Below are 18,056 nucleotides of genomic sequence, written 5' to 3' on the forward strand. Positions count from 1 at the left end.
CGGGCGTGAGACGATTGATGCGGGCAGGCTGGCCTGTCCCCGAGGCTTAAGGAGTACGCCGATGTCGACCCATATTTCCGTTCCGCCGCAGATGCTGCTCGAGCGCATCCTGACGCTCGAAATCGTGCGCGTGACGGAGCGCGCTGCGGTGTCGGCCGCGCGGCTGCGCGGCCACGGCCAGGAGAAGGCCGCCGACAAGGCCGCGGTCGACGCGATGCGGCGCGAGCTCAACAAGCTGCCGATCGAGGGGACGGTCGTGATCGGCGAGGGCGAGCGCGACGAGGCGCCGATGCTGTTCATCGGCGAGAAGGTCGGCCTCAATGCCGGTCCCAAGGTCGACATCGCGGTCGACCCGCTCGAAGGCACGACGCTGTGCGCCAAGAACATGCCGGGCTCGATCGCCACCATGGCGATGGCCGACGGCGGTACGCTGCTGCACGCGCCCGACGTCTACATGCAGAAGATCGCGATCGGCCCGGGCTACGCCAAGAATGTGATCGAGCTCGACGCGCCGCCGGCCGACAACGTGCGACGGCTCGCCAAGGCCAAGGGCGTCGACCCGACCGCCATCAACGTGCTGGTGCTCGACCGTCCGCGCCATGCCGACATCATCAATAGCGTGCGCTCGACCGGCGCTGCCGTGCAGCTGATCACTGACGGCGACGTCGCCGGCGTCATTCACTGCGCCAAGCCCGATGAGACCGGCGTCGACATGTATATCGGCACCGGCGGCGCTCCCGAGGGCGTGCTGGCCGCAGTCGCACTGCGCTGCATCGGCGGCCAGATGCAGTGCCGCCTGATCCTCGACACCGAGGAGAAGCGCGAGCGCGCGCACAAGATGGGCGTCACCGATCCGAAGATGATCTACGGCATCGAGGACATGGCGAAGGGCGACTGCCTGTTCGCCGCCACCGGCGTCACGACAGGCTCGCTGCTGACCGGCGTCAAGTTCAAGAAGGACGTGATCGAGACCGAGACAGTCGTGATGCGCTCGGTCACCGGCACCGTGCGCTACATCAAGGCCGAGCACCGCCAGCTCGAGAAGTTCCACCTCGATTGAGGCGGACTCTAGGAGAGTTTGGTCATGCTCTGCTTCGGCAGGAACATGAATACGCGGCCCTGCGACAGCCCGAGTTTCAGGGCGCCCTGCAGCTTGGTGATCTCTCCGGCAAAGGGAAGCAGTGCTTCCCTTGCCGCGCCGGTTTCACCTCGCGCGAGCGCGTCGCGCGCCCTCTGGTCGGCAGCGACATAGGCGTCGCTGATCAAGATCCGCGATAACACGCCGTTGATGCCCTGATCGTAGGCGTCGAGTCGGATCTCCGATTCATAGCTGGCGGGTTGCAGCTCGACGTGGTTGTCGGGGCTGCTCGCATCGAAAAGTCCAGCGCGTGTCAGCAGGGCCAGGAGCGGATGATCCCTTACCGTAGCTGGCGAGATGATCGGATAGCGCTTGGCTGGACTGCGGGGCGTTACGGCGCCGATTCTCAATACCGGCACGCCGTTGAAGCGGGAAACGGCATGGCGCAGCGTGAAGCGCTCAGTGGCGGACACCGCGAACACCTCGCCATCCTTGACCTCTTGACTGCGCGCGATGATCTGGCAGGCGATCAACGCGACCTTGCCGACCAGGTCGGGCAGCGCCATGCCTGGAAGGTCGCACTCGATGTCACGGCCGATGTACGAAAATAGCCCCACAGTCAGCGCGCCGGTCGACTCGACCGACTTGAACGGAAGGATGTCGATCCAAAGCAGGAACGGGTAGCCTGGTGCAGGCGCGAACGATTGTTCGGAGTCCTTCAGCCATCTCTGAGGCTCGCGGCCAAGCAGGTCTCTCCAGATGACGGCGCAGGCCTCGGGCAGCGTTGCGAGCAGACCGCCGACGACGGCGGTTGCGATCCTCGCGCGTTCAAGTTCGCCAGCATTGGCGTCCGTTGCTGAGACCACGACATGGGCATTGTGGCGGTCGACGAGCTGACGCCCGTCTCGCCAGAGGAGCCCGGCGCGCTCCCAAAGCGCATCATCCTTCGGTTTCGGCGCCTCGACGAGAGCAAGAGAAATGATGTGATCGCCGCCTTGGATGGATGCGGCGGCGGTGTCGACTTTCCAGGGACGATCCGGATGGCGTCGTCGCAGTACATCAGCCAGTTGCTGCAGATCGACGGGCCTCGCGCTTTGCAGGAGAACGGATGCGATCGGTTGGCTCGTGGTCGGTTGGCTCATGGGTCGACTAGCCCCTGATTGGGTTAGCGCACGGGAACGTTCGCCAACTCTTGCGGACGGAAGGGCCGAGCGATCCACCTATGTTGTCGTGCAATGGATATTCACGTCAAGCAACGCTATATGGGGACGTTCGGCGCGTCCGGCCGGGCCAAGAACGATTATGCAAATTGGAGCAATGAAATATGACATCCGATCTTGCGGGAGTGAAGGCCCTGGTGTTCGACGTGTTCGGCACCGTGGTCGATTGGCGCACCAGCCTGATCAACGATTTCACCACATGGGGCGAGACGCGCGGCATCAAGGCCGACTGGACCGCGCTGGTCGACGGCTGGCGCGCGGTTTACACGGCCTCGATGGACGAGGTGCGCAAGAACCCGCAGAACGGTTACGTGATCCTCGACGTCTTGCACCGCCGTTCGCTGGAAAAGCTGGTCGCGCAGCTCGGCATCAAGGATCTGACCGAGGTCGATTTGCAGCACCTGACGAAGGGCTGGCATCGCCTGCATGGGTGGCCCGACAGCGTCGCCGGCCTGACCCGGCTGAAGACCAAATACATCATCTCGCCGCTCTCCAACGGCAACGTCGCACTGCTCACCAACATGGCGAAGTTCGCAGGGCTCCCGTGGGACCTCGTGATGTCGGCCGAGCTGTTCGAGCACTACAAGCCCGATCCGGAAACCTATCTCGGCGCCGCGAAACTGCTGTGCCTGCCGCCGGAGCAGGTGATGATGGTCGCCGCCCACAATTACGACCTGAAGCACGCGCAGAAGCACGGCCTGAAGACCGCCTTCGTGGCGCGGCCGACCGAATACGGTCCGCTGCAGAAGGTCGATTTCGAGGCCACCGGGGCGTGGGACATCGTGGCCAAGGATTTCGGGGAAATCGCCAGCCGGATGGGCTGCTAGAACTGGCCTGCGATTCATTGAAGGGCTACGATTCCTTCCGGACGCATCGGCCCTGATTGGATCAGGACCGATGTTCCGGATTTTTGTTTGACGCGTTTTCTTCACGCGAACCGGTGCCCACCTCGCTCGAAAACGCTCTGGTTCGGAAGGGATCATGACACTTCACGCATCGGCACTGCCCATCGAGACGCCACAGGCGTTCCTTGGCGTGACGCGGTCGCTGACCGGAAAGCTCTGGCGCGACCGGCTGGATGCGCGCGGCGCGGCGCGGGCGCTCGCGATCGTGCAGCGCTATCAATTGCCGGAAATGCTGGCGCGGGTGCTGGCGGGGCGCGACGTCGCGATCGACGAGGTCGCCGACTTCCTCGACCCGACCATCCGCAAGCTGATGCCGGACCCGCACACGGTGACCGAGATGGAGCACGCGGCCAGGCGCATCGCGGATGCAGCTGTTCGTGGCGAAAAGGTCGCGATCTTCGGCGACTATGATGTCGACGGCGCGACCTCGGCGGCGCTGCTGACCTGGCATTTGCGCCATTGCGGACTGGACCCGCTGATCCACATTCCCGACCGCATCTTCGAAGGCTATGGGCCGAACGTCGACGCTGTCCGTGCGCTGGCGGCCAAGGGCGCGACGCTGCTGGTCACGGTCGATTGCGGCACCACCAGCATCGAGCCGCTGGCGGAAGCCAGGAAGCTCGGCATGTCGGTGGTCGTGATCGATCATCACCAGACCGGCGATGAATTACCCGAGGTCGACGCGCTGGTGAATCCGAACCGGCCCGACGATCTCTCCGGGCTCGGTCATCTCGCCGCCGTCGGCCTGGTGTTCGTCACGCTGGTCGCCGTCAATCGCGAGCTGCGCCAGCGCGGGTTCTGGACCCGCGAGATGCCGGAGCCGGACCTGCTCAGCGTGCTGCATCACGTCGCGCTCGGCACCGTCGCCGACGTCGCGCCGCTGATCGGGCTCAACCGGGCCTTCGTTGCAAAAGGCCTGATCGCGATGCGCCGCCGCGACCATGTCGGCCACACCGCGCTGATGGATGTGGCGCGGCTCAACGGCCCGCCGGAGGCTGGCATCTCGGCTTCATGCTGGGGCCGCGCATCAATGCCGGCGGCCGCATCGGGCGTGCCGATCTCGGCGTGCGGCTGCTGCTCGAAGGCGATGTCTCGGAGGCCGCGCGGATCGCGGCCGAGCTCGATCGTCTCAACAACGAACGGCGCGTGATCGAGCAGGCGGCTGAAGCACAGGCCGAAGCGGAGGCATTGGCTTCGCTCGGGCTCGAGGACAAAGGCGCGGTCATCGTCACTGCGGCGGAAGGATGGCACCCCGGCGTGGTCGGGCTGGTCGCGGCACGCCTGAAGGAGAAGTTCGCGCGTCCGGCGTTTGCGATCGCGCTCGAGCCGGGTGGCATCGGCACCGGATCGGGCCGCTCGATCGGCGGCGTCGATCTCGGCAAGGCGGTGCGGCAGGCGGTGCGTGACGGCCTGCTGATGAAGGGCGGCGGGCACGCGATGGCGGCCGGCGTCACGCTGCGCAAGGAGAAGCTCGCCGAATTCCGCGCCTTCATGGAGAGCGCGCTGGCGGCCGACGTCGCCAACTCGCGTCACGAGAACGAGCTGTTCATCGACGGCGCCGTGGCCGCGCGCGCGGTGACGCCGGAATTCGCCGCGACGCTCAATCGCGCGGGGCCGTTCGGCAGCGCCAATCCGGAGCCGGTGATCGCGCTGCCGTCGCATCAACTGGTCTACGCCGACGAGGTCGGACAGGCGCACTTGCGGCTGCGCTTCAAGTCCGGCGACGGTTCCATCGTCAACGGTATCGCATTCCGCTCCGTCGGACAGAAGCTCGGCAGCGCCTTGACGCAAAATCGCGGTCAGCAATTGCACGTGGCGGGCTCTCTTGCGGTCGACCGTTGGCAAGGCAGCGAACGTGTGCAATTCCGTGTCCTCGACGTCGCGGCACCGGATCAGGGCCCGGCGGTGATCCGATAAGAAACGTTGGGAGAGGACATGGCAGGACAGGTTGAAGGCAAGGTCGCGCTGGTGACCGGCGGCGCGTCGGGTATTGGCGAAGCGATCGTCGAATTGTTGGCACAGGAAGGCGCGACGGTCGTTGCGACCGATATCGACGAGTTGAGGGGACCCGAGCTCGCAGCGCGGCTCACCAAGGCCGGGCGCAAGGTGAGCTTCCTGCCGCAGGATGTCACCAGCGAGGAGCGCTGGATCGAGGTCGTCGCTGACATCGGCAAGCGCCATGGCCGCCTGGATATCATGGTCTCCAACGCCGGCATCGGCATCGGCGCGCCGTCGATTGTCGAGATGTCGCTCGCGGATTGGCGCCGGCAGACCGCCATCAATATCGATGGCGTGTTCCTGTCGGTGAAGCATTCGCTGCCGCTGATGCGCAAGCATGGCGGCGGCTCGATCATCATGATGTCGTCGCTGGCCGGCCTGCGTGGTGCGGCAACGCTCTCCGGCTACAGCGCCACCAAGGGCGCGGTCCGGCTGTTCGCCAAATCGATCGCGATGGAATGCGCGCAGATCGGCGACGGCATCCGCGTCAACTCCGTGCATCCCGGCATCATCGACACGCCGATCTGGGGCAAGATCCCGACCGGCGCGACGGGCGCCGGCCAGAATGCACCGATCGATCCGGAGGAGCGCGCAAGGTTCGCGACGCCGCTCGGCCGCGCCGGCCAGGCGATCGAGATCGCCCAAGGCGTGCTCTACCTCGCCTCGGATGCATCGCGCTATGTCACCGGCAGCGAGCTCGTCATCGACGGCGGCATGAATGCCGGCGGGGTGGTGCGGCAGCCAAACTGATCTCCGTCATTGCGAGCGAAGCGAAGCAATCCATCGATCCACGCATGCGGTGGCATGGATTGCTTCGTCGCTTCGCTCCTCGCAATGACGGCAGTCAGCCGCCTTGCCGCAGCCGTGCCAGCACCTTGAGCCCGCCGTAGCCATCGGCGGGCAGCAGGCCGGCCTTGATCTGAAAGTCCTTGATCGCCTTCATGGTGTCGTTGCCGACGCGGCCGTCGGTGCCGCCGGTGTCGAAGCCGGCCTTGGTCAGCCGCGTCTGCATTTCCTGCACCTCGGCGAGCGTGAGCGCGCGCTCCGAGCCGGGGAAGGGCTGGATGAAGGGTGGGCCGCCGAGACAGCGGTCGCCGAGATGGCAGATCGCGAGCGCATAGTTCATCGAGGGATTGTAGCTCTTCACCGAATTGAAGTTCGGGCCGAGCAGGAACGCGGGACCGCCGGCGACCGGGATCCAGAGCTGCGCCGACGCGTTCGGCTGCGGAAACGGCTGGCCGTCGGCTCTGACGACGCCGGCGCTGGCCCAGGCCGCATAGGTGCGGCTGCCGCTGGCGCCGCCGGACGCGCGGACCTCGTAGCCCCAGTGCTCGCCGCGGTGCCACTTGCCGCGATTGACGAGATATTTCGCGGTCGAGCCGAGCGCATCGTCGGGCCGGCCGAACGGCGAGACCTTGCCGTCGCCGTCATAGTCGAAGCCGACATTGAGCCAGACTTCCGGCATCCACTGCGAGTGGCCCATCGCACCGGCCCAGGAGCCGTTCATCTCCTGCGGCGTGCTCCAGCCGCGCTGCACGATCTTCATCGCGTTGATCAGCTCGGTCTCCCAATAGGCCTTGCGGCGCGGCTCGTTCCAGGCGAGCGCCGCGAGCGAGGGAAACACCGGCGTCATGTGGTTCTGCTGCACCAGCGGATCGCCATAGGCGGACTCGACACCCCACAGTGCGAGCAGCGTGCCGCGCTCGACGCCGAAGTCACGCTCGATCCGGGCGAACAGCGCCTCGTTCTTCTTGAGCGCCTCGCGGCCGTGGATGATGCGCCAGTCGGAGACGCGGCGGTTGATGTACTGCCAGATCTGCTCGTGGAATTCCGGCTGGTTGCGCATCTGCTTGAACACACTCATGTCGGGTTCGACCCGCGCCATGCAGCGATTCCAGGTCGCCTCCGAAATGCCTTTTGCCAGCGCGCGGGCGCGGAAATTGTCGCGCCACTGGTCGAAGCCCGGAGGCGCGGCGGCCAGCGCGCCGAACGGATTGATGAGCATCACGCCGGCAGCGAGCCCGGCCGTCAAGACGGCACGGCGCGCAGGGGAATTCGGAGAATCAGGCTGTTTCATGCATCCAGTCTAGCGGCGCCTTCCGGACGGACCAAAGTCATGACGCCGCAAGAACTAGCTATCCTGCAAATCTGTGGCGATTTTTGACAACCATTGCCGGACCACCTGTTCCGACTTGGCATCGAGGCCGGCGGCGAGCCGGCGCTCCTGGGCCTGGGCGATGTGGCGGCATTTCTCCAGCAGCGCGGTTCCATGGCTGGTCAGGCTCCATTGCAGCACCCGGCCGTGGACCGGATGCGGCGTCTTGCGGATCGCGCCGTCGCGCTCGAGGTTGCGGATGATCACGCTGACCGTCTGCGGCGTCAGCAGCGCCACCCGGGCCAGATCGGCGCCTGAGAGACCCGGATAGGCTTTCAGCATGGTCAGCACCACGAATTGCGGCGAGGTGACGCCGAGGCGTCCCAGCTGGCGTTCCATCGACAGCCGTGAGGCCGCATGTGCCTGGCGCAGCAGATAGGCGAGATAGCCCTGTTCGCCGCGCTTGCCTTCGCCGGGCGGCGGGATGGCGGAGGCGGGCAGGGCGTCTGCTTCCGCCCCGATCGCCACCTTGCCCGGCGCCGCTTTCCCCGCCGGCCGCCGCTCGGCCGTGCCGGATTTCCCTCGCTTCTGCATTGCCGCCATGTTGCCTTCGCGAATGTCTGTGTCTTGCTCAATATCAGAGTTCTGATAATGTATCAGTACACTGATAACATGAGGCCAAGCCAATGTCACATGCCCGCAAGGAATATACCGACTTCGAGAAGCTCGCCCCCGACGTCTTCGCCGTCGTGCGTGACCTCGGCCAGTTCGCGGCGAAGGCCGGTCTCGACAAGCAACTGCTCGAACTGGTCAAGCTGCGCGCCTCGCAGATCAATGGCTGCGCCTTCTGCGTGCAGTATCATATCCTGCAGGGCGAGAACCTCGGCGTGCCAGTCGACAAGCTCAATCTCGTCGTGGTGTGGCGTGAGGTGCCGCAGTTCTCGGCGCGCGAGCGCGCCGCGCTGGCCTGGACCGAGGCGCTGACGACCCTGCCGAACGGCGTCAGCGACGAGGTCTATGCCGAGCTACCGCCGAATTCTCCGAAAAGGAGCTGACCTATCTGACCTCGGCGATCGCTTCGATCAACGTCTGGAACCGGTTCGGCGCCGCCTATCGCTGGACGCCGCCGCCGCGCCGGCAGCGGGTCGCCGCTGCGGCGTCGTGAGACGATTTCAAGTGCAATCGACAGGGGAGAACAACCGATGACCTCGATGGCGATGACACCATCTCTTGCATTCGTGCGGCCGCCGCGGCCGGTCTTGCTGGCCGCAATTGCGGGTCTGGCTTCGGCCTTCGTGATCGGCAAGGCGCTGCCGACCCCGATGGACGCGATTTCCGCGGTGATCGCGCCGCTATGCGCCAGTGCGAATGCCGCGTCCCCGCTCGACAAGGTCGAGGTCATCGCCTCGCATGCGCTGCCCAACGTGGCGGGCAAGCGCGTTACGGTGGTGCGCGTGTTCTACGGTCCCGGCGGCTTCACGCCGCCGCATCGTCATTCCGGCTCGGTGACGGCCTACATCACCAAGGGCGAGATCCGCTCCCAGCTCGGCGGCGGGCCGGTCGAGACCTTCAAGGTCGGCCAGTCCTTCTTCGAGCCGCCGGGTTCGACCCACATGGTCTCGGCCAATGCGAGCACCACGGAGCCGGCGGAGCTGATCGCAGTGTTCGTGGCGGATGAGGGCGCGCAGCTGACCACGATGCTCGAATAACCGCAGCCCACACAATTCCGCGGATCGCGGGATCCGTCGAGCACTGGACCAGTTTGCGGTGAAGTCCGCAGCAAACTGGACCTTGCAAGCGGCATTGCGCGCGGCGATTGATGGCGCTGCGGCAACGGCCGGAATGCGATTTCGCCGTTGGCGCGGCGGTCACTGAACAGGAGCAATCGATGGTCAACCTCAAGGGGCTTTCCGCCTTTCCGATCACGCCCTCGTCTCGTGATGGGCAGGTCGATGCGGGCGCTCTCCGCGCATTGCTGGAGCCCTTGATCGCCGCCAAGGTGGATTCGATCGGGCTGCTCGGAAGCACCGGTTCATATCCGTATTTCAGCCGCGATGAGCGGCGCCGCGCCGTGCAGGCGGCTGCCGCTCTCGCGGACGGCAAGACGCCGATCCTGGTCGGCATCGGCGCGCTGCGGACCGACGATACGGTGAGGCTCGCGCAGGATGCGCGCGATGCCGGCGCGGCGGCCGGCCTGCTGGCGGCGGTTTCCTATACGCCCCTCACGGATGACGAGGTCTTCGAGCATTTCCAAACGGTGGCGCGCGAAAGCAAATTGCCGATCTGCATCTACGACAATCCGGGCACCACGCATTTCCGGTTCACACCGGCCTTGATCAGCCGTTTGAGTCATGTGGAGGGGATTATTGCGGTGAAGAGTCCTGCGCTGGATGCGTCTGCCTTGGCGGGCCATGTCGCTGAATTGCGGGCTGTGGTGCCGGGCGGCTTCTCGCTCGGCTACAGCGCCGACTGGAATTGCACCGAGGCGCTGCTGGCGGGCGGCGAGACCTGGTACAGCGTTCTCGCAGGGGTCTTCCCCAAGGTCTGCCTCGACATCGTCCGCGCCGTGGCAAGTGGAGATGCGGCCAGGGCGCGGCAGCTTGATGCGCGTCTGCAGCCGGTCTGGCAGCTGCTCAAGACCTTCTCGAGCCTGCGCGTCGTCTACGCGATCGCCAATCTCAGGGGGATCTGCGCGGCCGAGCCACCGCGTCCGATCTTGCCGCTGCCTCCGGACGCCCAGAAGAAGGTGGGTGAGGTGCTGGCCGCAATGGACATCGGCTGATCGCTCCAAGGCAGCGCGAGATGGATCCGGCCATCGTGGTTTCCATCGGCGCACAAAATCGGCATAACAATTGCCGGTGTGCGCGCCGACTGGGAGGCGTTCGATGCGATTGCCGGTGGTTCTGTTGACGATTCTGATTCCCGTCGTGGTGTGGGCCGAGGAGCCCGCAACCAATACGCCGGCACTGTGGGGCAGTCCTACCGTCGACAACGGCGCCTGCTGCAAGACGCTTGGCGAGGTGCGCAGCAACATCGACCGGCTCGACCGCGAGATCGTGCGCCTGATGGCCGAGCGCGGCCGCTACGTCCATGAGGCCGCCCGCTTCAAGGCCAACCCTGCGCAGGTCGAGGCGCCTGAGCGCGCCGAGGCCGTCGTGAAGAAGGCGATGGCACTTGCGGAAGCGGACGGGCTGTCGCCCAAGGTTGCGGAAGCCACCTACCGCGCGATGATACGCGCCTTCATCGATTACGAGCAGGGCGTCTTCGCAGCGGCTGCGGCACGCGGCGATGCCCCCTGGAAGAAATAGGCGGACGCGCGGGCCATCGGCTTGCTCACTTCGGCGCATCGACGAGACGTGATCTGGGATTCAGATCGCAACCATCTCGGATAATCATTATCCATCGGCCCAGCTGCGTGCTTTAGTGCAGCGAGTCGGAAGAGAGCGGTCCGGTTCGCCTGATGGGCTGAGCCGAGAGCCGCGATCGCACGTGACATTTCGAAACACTGAAACTGACGCGGATTGGATCAGCTCCACTCCGGTCGGTTCGCTATGCGGGGGCAACTGATCGCCGGCAGTTGCACCGGCGCTTCAGATTCTCGGCAGATCGAGCAAGGAGCCATCAACATGCCGTTTCTGCGGTTTGATTTGATCGAGGGACGAAGCGATGCAGAGATCCTGCGGCTGCTCGATGTCACCCACGAAGTGCTGGTCGAAACCCTCCACGTGCCGCAGCGCGACCGCTATCAGGTCGTGCATGTTCATCCGCGATCCCGCGTCGTCGCTCTCGATACCGGATTGGGCATCGGCCGGACCGATAGGCTGGTGATGCTGCAGTTGACCAGCCGACCGCGCGACAGGGCGTTGAAGCTGGATTTCTATCGCGTGCTCGCCGAGCGGCTGTCGTCGGCCTGCGGGATCGCACCGAGCGACCTCGTCATCAACTTCGTGATCAATGACGATGAGGACTGGTCGTTCGGCATGGGGCGCGCACAGTTCATCACCGGCGAACTGAAGTAAGCCGCGTATCCGGTCTCCTACGGCCGCCGGCAACAATAGCCGTCGCCGCTCTCGCGCTAATTGCCGCCACCTTCCTGGGTGTCGATGCGACGCACGACGTCGTCGGGCAGGGCGTGCGCCACGGCGGCCGCAGGTCCGGGCTCCGGTCCGATCTCGCGGCCGCGGCCGCGGATCAGCCGCTCATAGGCCGACACCAGCGTGGTGTGGGGATTGACCCAGAGCCAGCCGTCGCGCGTGAACACCTGCACGTCGAAGTGCAGATGCCGTGACGTGCCGTTGGGATGGTCGAGATAGTTCGACACCACGCCGATCTTCTCGCCCTCGCTGAGGCGGCGTCCGTTGAGCAGGCCGTCGGCATCCATCACCGACGGGTTCATGTGCATGTAGCGGAAGCGGACGTGCTCGGTGCGGGTGTTGACCTGCAATGTCACGGCCTGCTGCTGCGCCGAGCGGATCACGATGCTGTCGCGCACCGCGACGACCGCCTGCTGCCTGGGGTCGCAACTGTCCTTGCCGTCGGTGGGACACGCGCCCGGCCTGATGTCCTGGCCCTGATGGCCGAAGCCGCTGGCGCATTGGCCGACCTCGAAACTGCGGGCCTCGCAGAAATTGTCCTGCCAGGGATACTCGTCGACCCGCCCGCGCTTCGGGAAGGACTGCGAATGTGCGAAGGCCGGCGCCTTCGCGAGCGGAAAGCGGATTTGCGAATAGACGGTGACGTCGGCGTGGCCGCCTTGCTGCCTGCGGCCGCCGCTGCCCGCGATGATGTCGCCGCTCGGGCGGTAGGTGAAATCGGCCGACTGCGTGATCGGCCGCTCGGAGATGTCGGAGGCGGTGTCGCTGCGCGGCCGGGACGGCTGGCCACCGGCGATGCGCAACGCCTTCAGGAAGCGTTCGGCGACCGGGGAGGCCTCGCGGCACGCCAGCCGCTTCGGCCGCGGTGCACTATCGAGGCACTGGATCGAGACGACATAGGGTATCCCGAAGCGCGTGAAAGCGTAGCGGACATAGCCTTCGCGGATGAAGCGGCGCAGGTCCGGAAACTGTGTGGCCAGCGTCTTGACCGGTTCGCCCTTGCCGCCGAGCCGGTCGGCGAGGTCGTAGACTAGGATCGAGCCCGAGATCTGCACCTCGACCGGTTTTGCAAACGTCCGCGGCGGTATGCCGTCGCCGGCGCCCGGATCGAGCGAGAACACCGCGTCATAGCCGGACGCGCCGGCATGGAAGAGATCGGCCGCGCGGAAGTCGGCCTGGTAGCGTGCGACCGGCAGGCCGTCCGGTGTGCCGACTTGCCGTGCATCGAGATAGCTTGCGGGGTCGAGCGGCAGCAGCACCGGGATCGGGCTTTGCGCAATGCCGGGGAAGAGCGGCGATGTCACCGCGTTCAGCTGCACCAGCGCGGGCATCGCGCGCGGATCGGTGGCCGGGACGCGGCGCTGTCCGGCGAATGTGAAGTTGGTGGTGATGGCCGGGCGGGTGGCGATCTCTTGCCGAAGCTGGTCGAGCACGGCGCGCCATTCGACCCGCATGGCCGAGATCGAAGGCGTTCGGAATTCGTCGGCATGAGCGCCGGGGAGAGGCAAGAGCAGGACTGCCAGCCAGCAAGTGATGAAGCTGACAATCTTCCTGTTCACCGCACCCCCCGGGTCATGCCTGATCGCGAGAGATTAGAGCAAGTTCCGGAAAAGTGTGTAGCAGTTTTCCGGAAAGTTTGAGCTTAAACAACAACCTGATGCGCAGTGATGGTGCATGACGAAGGTCACCGCGCGTTGCCGCTCAGTCCTTCCGCTCAATCCTTGGCGCGTTCGACGTAGGAACCGTCCTCGGTCATGACCACGATGCGGGTGCCGGTGGAAACATGCGGCGGCACGCCGGTGCGGATGCCGTTCGACAGCACGGCCGGCTTGTACGACGACGATGCGGTCTGGCCCTTGGTCACGGGCTCGGTCTCGACGACTTCCAGCGTCACGCGCTGCGGCAGCTGGATCGCGACCGGATTGCCATCGTGCATCGACAGCTTCACGGTCATGTTCTCCTGCAAATACGGCGCGGACGAACCGACGATCTCCTTGGAGACCTGGACCTGGTCGTAGTTGTCGTTGTTCATGAAGTGGAAGCCGTCGCCGTCTTCATAGAGGTAGTTGTAGTTGTGGTCCTCAACGGTGGCCTTCTCGACCTGGTCGGTGGTCTTGTATCGCTCCGAGACCTTCACGCCGTCGCCGATGCGGCGCATTTCGATCTGGCTGACCGGGGTGCCCTTGCCGGGATGAATGTTTTCGGCGGACAGGACCACATAGAGCTTGCCGTCCTGCTCGATGATATTGCCCTTACGGATGGAACTGGCGATGACTTTCAAAGGTGTTTTCCTGAATTTGAGAAGCGGGGGCGCAAACCGGACCGGCAGCCCCTCGGCCGTGGCGGCGATTTCGGGCTGCAACATACTGATTTGTCCCTGAGATGCCAGTCTTTTGCGGCCCAATTCGGCCGTTTGCCAACCGTTCGGCCAGTGCCATCAGGCGCTATTTTCGGGCCGGATCGGGCATTTTCAGTGCGTTCTGGTTGTGCTCGGCGAAGCTCTCGGGGACCGAGAATGTGCCGGTCGTCAGGTCGTAGAGGCAACGCCAGTCCTCGACCCAGGGAAACGGCGTTTCTTCCCCCTGAATGTCGAACGACAGGCCGATCACGAGGTAACGGTTGTCAGGCCAATGCTGGCCGAGCCAGGCATAGTTGTCCTCGAGCCCCTTGATCAGGCCGACCCGCATATGGTCGAGCGAATAGGGATCGTTGGGATCGTGCCGAACGCCGGTGGCGGCCGGCTGGGTGAAGAAATAGTCCCAGGCGGCATCGCCGAGCGGCTTTGCGGTTGCCGGTGCGAACTGGTCGCCGTTCCGTTTGTACAGGTAGAGGGTGTGAGTGCCGGAGCCGATCTTCTGCATTCGCACCAGCCACTGGCTGTCCGGGCTGAAGCGGAAGCCGGCCTGATATCCGGCCTGATCGGTGGTTTCGCCCTTGTTGAGGAGAGCGGCGTGCTTGTGCGAGGGGTCAAAGGTCCAGAACTGAAACAGCAGGCCATCGTCGCCCATATCGCGCGCATATTGCTCGAGCCGAACCTTGCCGTCCGGTGAGGTGAACGTGGGTGCATCGGTGACGCGGTTGAACTGCTTTCCCGGGCCGTCGGCGTTGGCCGGCGCGAGCAGGGCCAGCCCAAGCAGCAATGTGCATCCAGCGGTCCGCAATCGGCGGAACATGGCTTGATCCGTTCCAGTTGAACTGGGTGTGGGACGCCGGACCAGCCGTTCAGGTTCAGCCGAGGCTGCGCATGGACAATGCCGGCATCTTTCGACAAGAAGGGATCAGCTCCGCCGCGTGGCGCGGAGGCCAAGGCCGTGTGGATCATGTATCTGTTTGGAATCAGGCATTTGCAGTCGAATCTTAAGTGGAGGCGGCGGCTTGTTGATGTTGAATCCGCAGCCGCCGGAGCGGCCGGCCGATGACCGCACATGATCAGCCGTCGCCGTGGTGGACGCCGCGGCGCTACGCCGATCGCAGGCCGTTCCTGCAGGCGCGGACCGCGATCACGCGGGCGCTCCGGGCCTGGTTCGAGGAGCAGGGATTTACCGAGGTCGAGACCGCCGTCCTCCAGATCTCCCCCGGCAACGAGACGCATCTGCACGCCCCGCGGACCGAGCTCAGGCAGGCCGATGGTGCGCAGGCGACGCGCTATCTGCGCACCTCGCCGGAGTTCGCCTGCAAGAAGCTGCTCGCCGCCGGCGAGCCGAAGATCTACGAGTTCGCGCGGGTGTTCCGCGATCGCGAGCGCGGCGACCTGCATCTGCCCGAATTCACCATGCTGGAATGGTACCGCGCCAATGCCGGCTATGACGCCATCATGGCCGACACCATCGTCGTGATCGCCCATGCGGCGCAGGCGACCGGGATCGGGCGGTTTTCATTCCGCGGTAAGACTGCCGATCCGTTTGCCGAGCCGGAGCTGCTGACGGTTGCGAGCGGCTTCGAGCGCTTCGCCGGCATCGACCTGCTGGCGACGATCTCGGGCGGCGAGGGCAATCGCGAGGCGCTGGCATCAGCCGCGCGCGAGCGGGTGCGGATCGCCGATGACGACACCTGGTCGGACATTTTCAGCAAGGTGCTGGTCGAGCATGTCGAGCCGAATCTCGGACAAGGCCGCCTGACGGTGCTGTTCGAATACCCGTCGCCGGAGGCCGCGCTGGCGCGCACCAAGGCGGGCGAGCCGCGCATCGCCGAGCGCTTCGAGGTCTATGCATGCGGGGTCGAGCTTGCCAACGGCTTTGGCGAGTTGACCGATGCGGCCGAGCAGCGCCATCGTTTTACCGCAGCGATGGACGAGAAGGCCCGCCGTTACGGCGAGCGTTATCCGCTCGACGACGATTTCATTGCCGCGGTCGGCCAGATGCCGGAAGCCAGCGGCGTCGCGCTCGGCTTCGACCGGCTGGTGATGCTGGCGAGCGGCGCGCCACGAATTGATCAGGTGGTCTGGATGCCGCCTGCAGGAGAGGCATGAACAGGATCGATCCGAAACTGGCGGCGACGCTGCGCCAGCCGCGCGAGCTGATCGATGCCGGCCTCGCGCCGGTCGACGCTCTTGCCGAGCTCGAACAGGTGGCGGCGCGCTACGCGGTCGCGGTGACGCCGGAACTCGCTGCGCTGATCGACCCGGCCGATCCCGCCGACCCGATCGCGCGGCAGTTCGTCCCGAGCGCTGACGAACTCGTCGAGCAGCCCGGCGAGAACGCCGACCCGATCGGCGACGATGCGCATTCGCCGGTCTCAGGCATCGTGCATCGCTATCCCGACCGGGTGTTGTTCAAGCTGGTGCATGTCTGCGCGGTCTATTGCCGGTTCTGCTTCCGGCGCGAAATGGTCGGCCCGGGAAAGGCCTCGGCGTTGTCGGACGACGCCTACCGCGCGGGGCTCGATTACATCAGGAGCCATCCGGAGATCTGGGAGGTCATCCTGACCGGCGGCGATCCGTTGATGCTGTCGCCGCGCAGGCTGACCGAGATCATGGCCGATCTCGCCGCGATCGATCATGTGAAGATCATCCGCCTCCACACCCGTGTTCCGATCGCCGATCCCGGACGCATCAATGCCGAGATGATCGCGGCGCTGCGGGTCGAGGGGGCCGCAACCTGGATTGCCATCCATGGCAACCATCCGCGCGAATTGGGCGCCAATGCCCGCGCGGCGTGCGCTTGCCTTGCCGACGCCGGCATTCCATTGGTGAGCCAGTCGGTCTTGCTGCGCGGCATCAACGACGATGTCGCGACGCTCACGGCGCTGATGCGCGCCTTCGTCGAGTGCCGGATCAAGCCCTACTACCTGCACCACGGCGACCTGGCACCCGGTACCGCGCATTTGCGTACCACAATTGAAGCCGGGCAGGAGTTGATGCGGGCGTTGCGCGGGCATGTCTCCGGGCTGTGCCAGCCGGATTATGTGCTCGACATCCCCGGCGGCTACGGCAAGGCGCCGATCGGCCCGACCTATTTGTCGCAGCCGGTTTCCCGCGATCGTGAAGATTCCGTGGAACGGCGGTACCGTGTCGTCGATTATTGCGGGGATGTTCATACTTATCCGCCGCAATCGTGAGCCGGCGATGGGCGGGGCCGGGGACGGACGGCAGCAGCCGCCCGAGGACGAGGGCAACCGCAGCATCGAAAATGCTGTGATGTTCGGCTTCTTTGTGGTGCTGGTCGCCGCCGGAATCTGGCTCCTTGGCGCCATGGCCGATATACGGAAAGTCCAGGATTGCGCAGCGCAGGGACGACGCAATTGTGCTAGCGTCGAGGTGCCGGAACGGGCGCAATAGGGTTGAGAAGCGGAGAGGCGAGATGCGGAAGACTGTTTTGTTGATGGCTCTGATGATTGTTGCGGTCGGAGCGCCCCAGCTTGGAACGTCCCTGGCCTTGGCGCAGCAACAGGGCGGATCGTCCTCGATGCAGAAGAATACCGGGGTGCCGGAAGCGCCGGTCGGACATCGTCAGCCGCGCCGCGGCGACGTTGGCAACGAAAAGAGCATCAGCGATCCGAACAGCCAGGCCAACAAGGAAGACGCTGCGCTCGACAAGAAGATCAAGAGCATCTGCCGCGGCTGCTAGGCCAGCGGCAGCGCCGGCGCGGTGCCGGACTTACGCATAAGCGGCACGGGGGTCACGCGACAAGGTGGGCGCGCAAAGCTTTGCGTCCACACCTGCGCCGTTCGTAAGCGCTAAATCCTCACTCTAGGTGATCGCTAGCCGTACTTGAGGGTGGTGCTCTGTCCCACTTCGATAAGATAGCCATCGGGATCACGGATGTAGCAGCGCCACTCGCCGTACTTCTCCAACGGCTCCGTGATGAACTCGGCTCCTCGACTTTTCCATAGTTGATAGCAGGCTTGAATGTCCGCAACGCGGATATTCAAGAAACTGTTGATGTGGTTGGGGTCTGGAACGCTGAGCGATACCGTCGGCTTGTCCGGTGTCGGTCCGCCTCCGACGTTCAAAATCATCCAGATATTTGCGAGCTGAAGGTACCCTGGCGCGTTGCCGTCTCCGAGGCTCAGAATGCGTGCGCCGAAAACCCTTTCATAGTAGCGAGCCGATCGCTCGATATCGGCAACGGTGAGAAATTGCGCTATGCTGATCCCCTCCTGCGGGGGCATCTCGTAGCTCTTCTGCTCGATGTTTACGCTCATTGGGAAATCCTTTTCCTACAGAG

18 protein-coding genes and 2 pseudogenes are annotated in these 18,056 nt (G+C 65.0%); 13 read left to right on the forward strand and 7 right to left on the reverse strand.

What is annotated here, in order from left to right; genetic code table 11:
• Positions 1-61 precede the first annotated feature (61 nt).
• Positions 62-1,060: a class II fructose-bisphosphatase gene (gene glpX, locus AKN84_RS08385; protein ID WP_050420275.1), complete on the forward strand. Its 999-nt coding sequence runs from the start codon at positions 62-64 to the stop codon at positions 1,058-1,060.
• Positions 1,061-1,068: 8 nt separating this feature from the next.
• On the opposite strand, the gene AKN84_RS08390 is transcribed toward glpX, so the two are convergent.
• A complete protein-coding gene (locus AKN84_RS08390; RefSeq protein ID WP_128970545.1) occupies positions 1,069-2,220 on the reverse strand; it encodes a hypothetical protein in 1,152 nt (383 codons plus the stop codon).
• A 182-nt stretch (positions 2,221-2,402) separates the two neighbouring features.
• Here AKN84_RS08390 and AKN84_RS08400 point away from each other — a divergent pair, with 182 nt between their 5' ends.
• From AKN84_RS08400 to AKN84_RS08410, 3 genes and pseudogenes are all read left to right on the forward strand, one after another.
• Positions 2,403-3,125, forward strand: a complete 723-nt coding sequence (locus AKN84_RS08400) for a haloacid dehalogenase type II (protein ID WP_050420278.1) — start codon at positions 2,403-2,405, stop codon at positions 3,123-3,125.
• A gap of 154 nt (positions 3,126-3,279) precedes the next feature.
• Positions 3,280-5,120 (forward strand): annotated as a pseudogene (gene recJ / locus AKN84_RS08405) (single-stranded-DNA-specific exonuclease RecJ).
• Between the two features lie 18 nt (positions 5,121-5,138).
• Positions 5,139-5,951, forward strand: coding sequence for an SDR family NAD(P)-dependent oxidoreductase (locus AKN84_RS08410; protein ID WP_050420279.1), 813 nt, complete (start codon positions 5,139-5,141; stop codon positions 5,949-5,951).
• A gap of 94 nt (positions 5,952-6,045) precedes the next feature.
• Here the strand turns inward: AKN84_RS08410 and AKN84_RS08415 are convergent, their stop codons facing one another.
• Positions 6,046-7,278 (reverse strand): lytic murein transglycosylase, encoded by a 1,233-nt coding sequence (locus AKN84_RS08415; RefSeq protein ID WP_050420280.1) that lies wholly within the window; start codon positions 7,276-7,278, stop codon positions 6,046-6,048.
• 54 nt (positions 7,279-7,332) lie between these two features.
• Positions 7,333-7,890: a MarR family winged helix-turn-helix transcriptional regulator gene (locus AKN84_RS08420; RefSeq protein WP_050420368.1), complete on the reverse strand. Its 558-nt coding sequence runs from the start codon at positions 7,888-7,890 to the stop codon at positions 7,333-7,335.
• Positions 7,891-7,982: 92 nt separating this feature from the next.
• On the opposite strand from AKN84_RS08420, the pseudogene AKN84_RS08425 reads away from it, so the two are divergent.
• The 5 genes and pseudogenes from AKN84_RS08425 (at position 7,983) to AKN84_RS08445 (ending at position 11,315) form a co-directional block, all read left to right on the forward strand.
• A pseudogene (locus tag AKN84_RS08425) lies at positions 7,983-8,461 on the forward strand (carboxymuconolactone decarboxylase family protein).
• A gap of 37 nt (positions 8,462-8,498) precedes the next feature.
• The gene (locus AKN84_RS08430; RefSeq protein ID WP_050420281.1) at positions 8,499-9,005 is read left to right on the forward strand and encodes a cupin domain-containing protein; all 507 of its coding nucleotides are present in this window, start codon (positions 8,499-8,501) and stop codon (positions 9,003-9,005) included.
• Positions 9,006-9,184: 179 nt separating this feature from the next.
• Positions 9,185-10,078, forward strand: a complete 894-nt coding sequence (locus AKN84_RS08435; RefSeq protein WP_050420369.1) for a dihydrodipicolinate synthase family protein — start codon at positions 9,185-9,187, stop codon at positions 10,076-10,078.
• Positions 10,079-10,181: 103 nt separating this feature from the next.
• A complete protein-coding gene (locus tag AKN84_RS08440) occupies positions 10,182-10,604 on the forward strand; it encodes a chorismate mutase (protein ID WP_128970546.1) in 423 nt (140 codons plus the stop codon).
• Positions 10,605-10,922: 318 nt separating this feature from the next.
• The gene (locus AKN84_RS08445) at positions 10,923-11,315 is read left to right on the forward strand and encodes a tautomerase family protein (protein WP_050420371.1); all 393 of its coding nucleotides are present in this window, start codon (positions 10,923-10,925) and stop codon (positions 11,313-11,315) included.
• 56 nt (positions 11,316-11,371) lie between these two features.
• Here the strand turns inward: AKN84_RS08445 and AKN84_RS08450 are convergent, their stop codons facing one another.
• From AKN84_RS08450 to AKN84_RS08460, 3 genes are all read right to left on the reverse strand, one after another.
• Entirely contained in the window at positions 11,372-12,949 is a 1,578-nt protein-coding gene (locus AKN84_RS08450; RefSeq protein WP_128970547.1) for a M23 family peptidase, read from the reverse strand.
• A gap of 155 nt (positions 12,950-13,104) precedes the next feature.
• Complete coding sequence (gene efp / locus AKN84_RS08455; protein WP_050420372.1) at positions 13,105-13,671, reverse strand: elongation factor P; 567 nt, start codon at positions 13,669-13,671, stop codon at positions 13,105-13,107.
• 163 nt (positions 13,672-13,834) lie between these two features.
• Positions 13,835-14,530 carry a TolB-like translocation protein gene (locus AKN84_RS08460; protein WP_050420283.1) on the reverse strand — a complete coding sequence of 232 codons (696 nt, stop codon included), beginning with the start codon at positions 14,528-14,530 and terminating at the stop codon, positions 13,835-13,837.
• A gap of 275 nt (positions 14,531-14,805) precedes the next feature.
• Between AKN84_RS08460 and epmA the strand changes: the two genes are divergently transcribed.
• Genes epmA through AKN84_RS08480 form a run of 4 tightly spaced genes read left to right on the forward strand, consistent with a single transcriptional unit; the run spans position 14,806 to position 17,455 of the window.
• On the forward strand, positions 14,806-15,858 hold the full coding sequence (gene epmA, locus AKN84_RS08465) for an EF-P lysine aminoacylase EpmA (RefSeq protein WP_050420284.1): 1,053 nt from the start codon (positions 14,806-14,808) through the stop codon (positions 15,856-15,858).
• Positions 15,855-16,946, forward strand: coding sequence for a lysine-2,3-aminomutase-like protein (locus tag AKN84_RS08470; protein ID WP_050420285.1), 1,092 nt, complete (start codon positions 15,855-15,857; stop codon positions 16,944-16,946). The genes epmA and AKN84_RS08470 overlap by 4 nt, the downstream gene beginning before the upstream one ends.
• Before the next feature lie 7 nt (positions 16,947-16,953).
• Entirely contained in the window at positions 16,954-17,166 is a 213-nt protein-coding gene (locus AKN84_RS08475) for a hypothetical protein (RefSeq protein ID WP_050420286.1), read from the forward strand.
• Positions 17,167-17,188: 22 nt separating this feature from the next.
• Positions 17,189-17,455, forward strand: coding sequence for a hypothetical protein (locus AKN84_RS08480; protein ID WP_050420287.1), 267 nt, complete (start codon positions 17,189-17,191; stop codon positions 17,453-17,455).
• Between the two features lie 134 nt (positions 17,456-17,589).
• On the opposite strand, the gene AKN84_RS08485 is transcribed toward AKN84_RS08480, so the two are convergent.
• Positions 17,590-18,033 (reverse strand): VOC family protein, encoded by a 444-nt coding sequence (locus tag AKN84_RS08485; RefSeq protein WP_050420288.1) that lies wholly within the window; start codon positions 18,031-18,033, stop codon positions 17,590-17,592.
• Positions 18,034-18,056 lie beyond the last annotated feature (23 nt).

Origin of the sequence: Bradyrhizobium tropiciagri (assembly GCF_001189845.1) — a bacterium.
Taxonomy (GTDB): Bacteria; Pseudomonadota; Alphaproteobacteria; order Rhizobiales; family Xanthobacteraceae; genus Bradyrhizobium; species Bradyrhizobium tropiciagri.

What these genes read in the sequence shown, in the direction of transcription:
- glpX (WP_050420275.1), top strand. Translation starts at nt 62, where the DNA reads ATGTCGACCCATATTTCCGTTCCGCCGCAGATGCTGCTCGAGCGCATC.
- AKN84_RS08390 (WP_128970545.1), bottom strand. Translation starts at nt 2,220, where the DNA reads ATGAGCCAACCGACCACGAGCCAACCGATCGCATCCGTTCTCCTGCAA.
- AKN84_RS08400 (WP_050420278.1), top strand. Translation starts at nt 2,403, where the DNA reads ATGACATCCGATCTTGCGGGAGTGAAGGCCCTGGTGTTCGACGTGTTC.
- AKN84_RS08410 (WP_050420279.1), top strand. Translation starts at nt 5,139, where the DNA reads ATGGCAGGACAGGTTGAAGGCAAGGTCGCGCTGGTGACCGGCGGCGCG.
- AKN84_RS08415 (WP_050420280.1), bottom strand. Translation starts at nt 7,278, where the DNA reads ATGAAACAGCCTGATTCTCCGAATTCCCCTGCGCGCCGTGCCGTCTTG.
- AKN84_RS08420 (WP_050420368.1), bottom strand. Translation starts at nt 7,890, where the DNA reads ATGCAGAAGCGAGGGAAATCCGGCACGGCCGAGCGGCGGCCGGCGGGG.
- AKN84_RS08430 (WP_050420281.1), top strand. Translation starts at nt 8,499, where the DNA reads ATGACCTCGATGGCGATGACACCATCTCTTGCATTCGTGCGGCCGCCG.
- AKN84_RS08435 (WP_050420369.1), top strand. Translation starts at nt 9,185, where the DNA reads ATGGTCAACCTCAAGGGGCTTTCCGCCTTTCCGATCACGCCCTCGTCT.
- AKN84_RS08440 (WP_128970546.1), top strand. Translation starts at nt 10,182, where the DNA reads ATGCGATTGCCGGTGGTTCTGTTGACGATTCTGATTCCCGTCGTGGTG.
- AKN84_RS08445 (WP_050420371.1), top strand. Translation starts at nt 10,923, where the DNA reads ATGCCGTTTCTGCGGTTTGATTTGATCGAGGGACGAAGCGATGCAGAG.
- epmA (WP_050420284.1), top strand. Translation starts at nt 14,806, where the DNA reads ATGACCGCACATGATCAGCCGTCGCCGTGGTGGACGCCGCGGCGCTAC.
- AKN84_RS08470 (WP_050420285.1), top strand. Translation starts at nt 15,855, where the DNA reads ATGAACAGGATCGATCCGAAACTGGCGGCGACGCTGCGCCAGCCGCGC.
- AKN84_RS08475 (WP_050420286.1), top strand. Translation starts at nt 16,954, where the DNA reads ATGGGCGGGGCCGGGGACGGACGGCAGCAGCCGCCCGAGGACGAGGGC.
- AKN84_RS08480 (WP_050420287.1), top strand. Translation starts at nt 17,189, where the DNA reads ATGCGGAAGACTGTTTTGTTGATGGCTCTGATGATTGTTGCGGTCGGA.
- AKN84_RS08485 (WP_050420288.1), bottom strand. Translation starts at nt 18,033, where the DNA reads ATGAGCGTAAACATCGAGCAGAAGAGCTACGAGATGCCCCCGCAGGAG.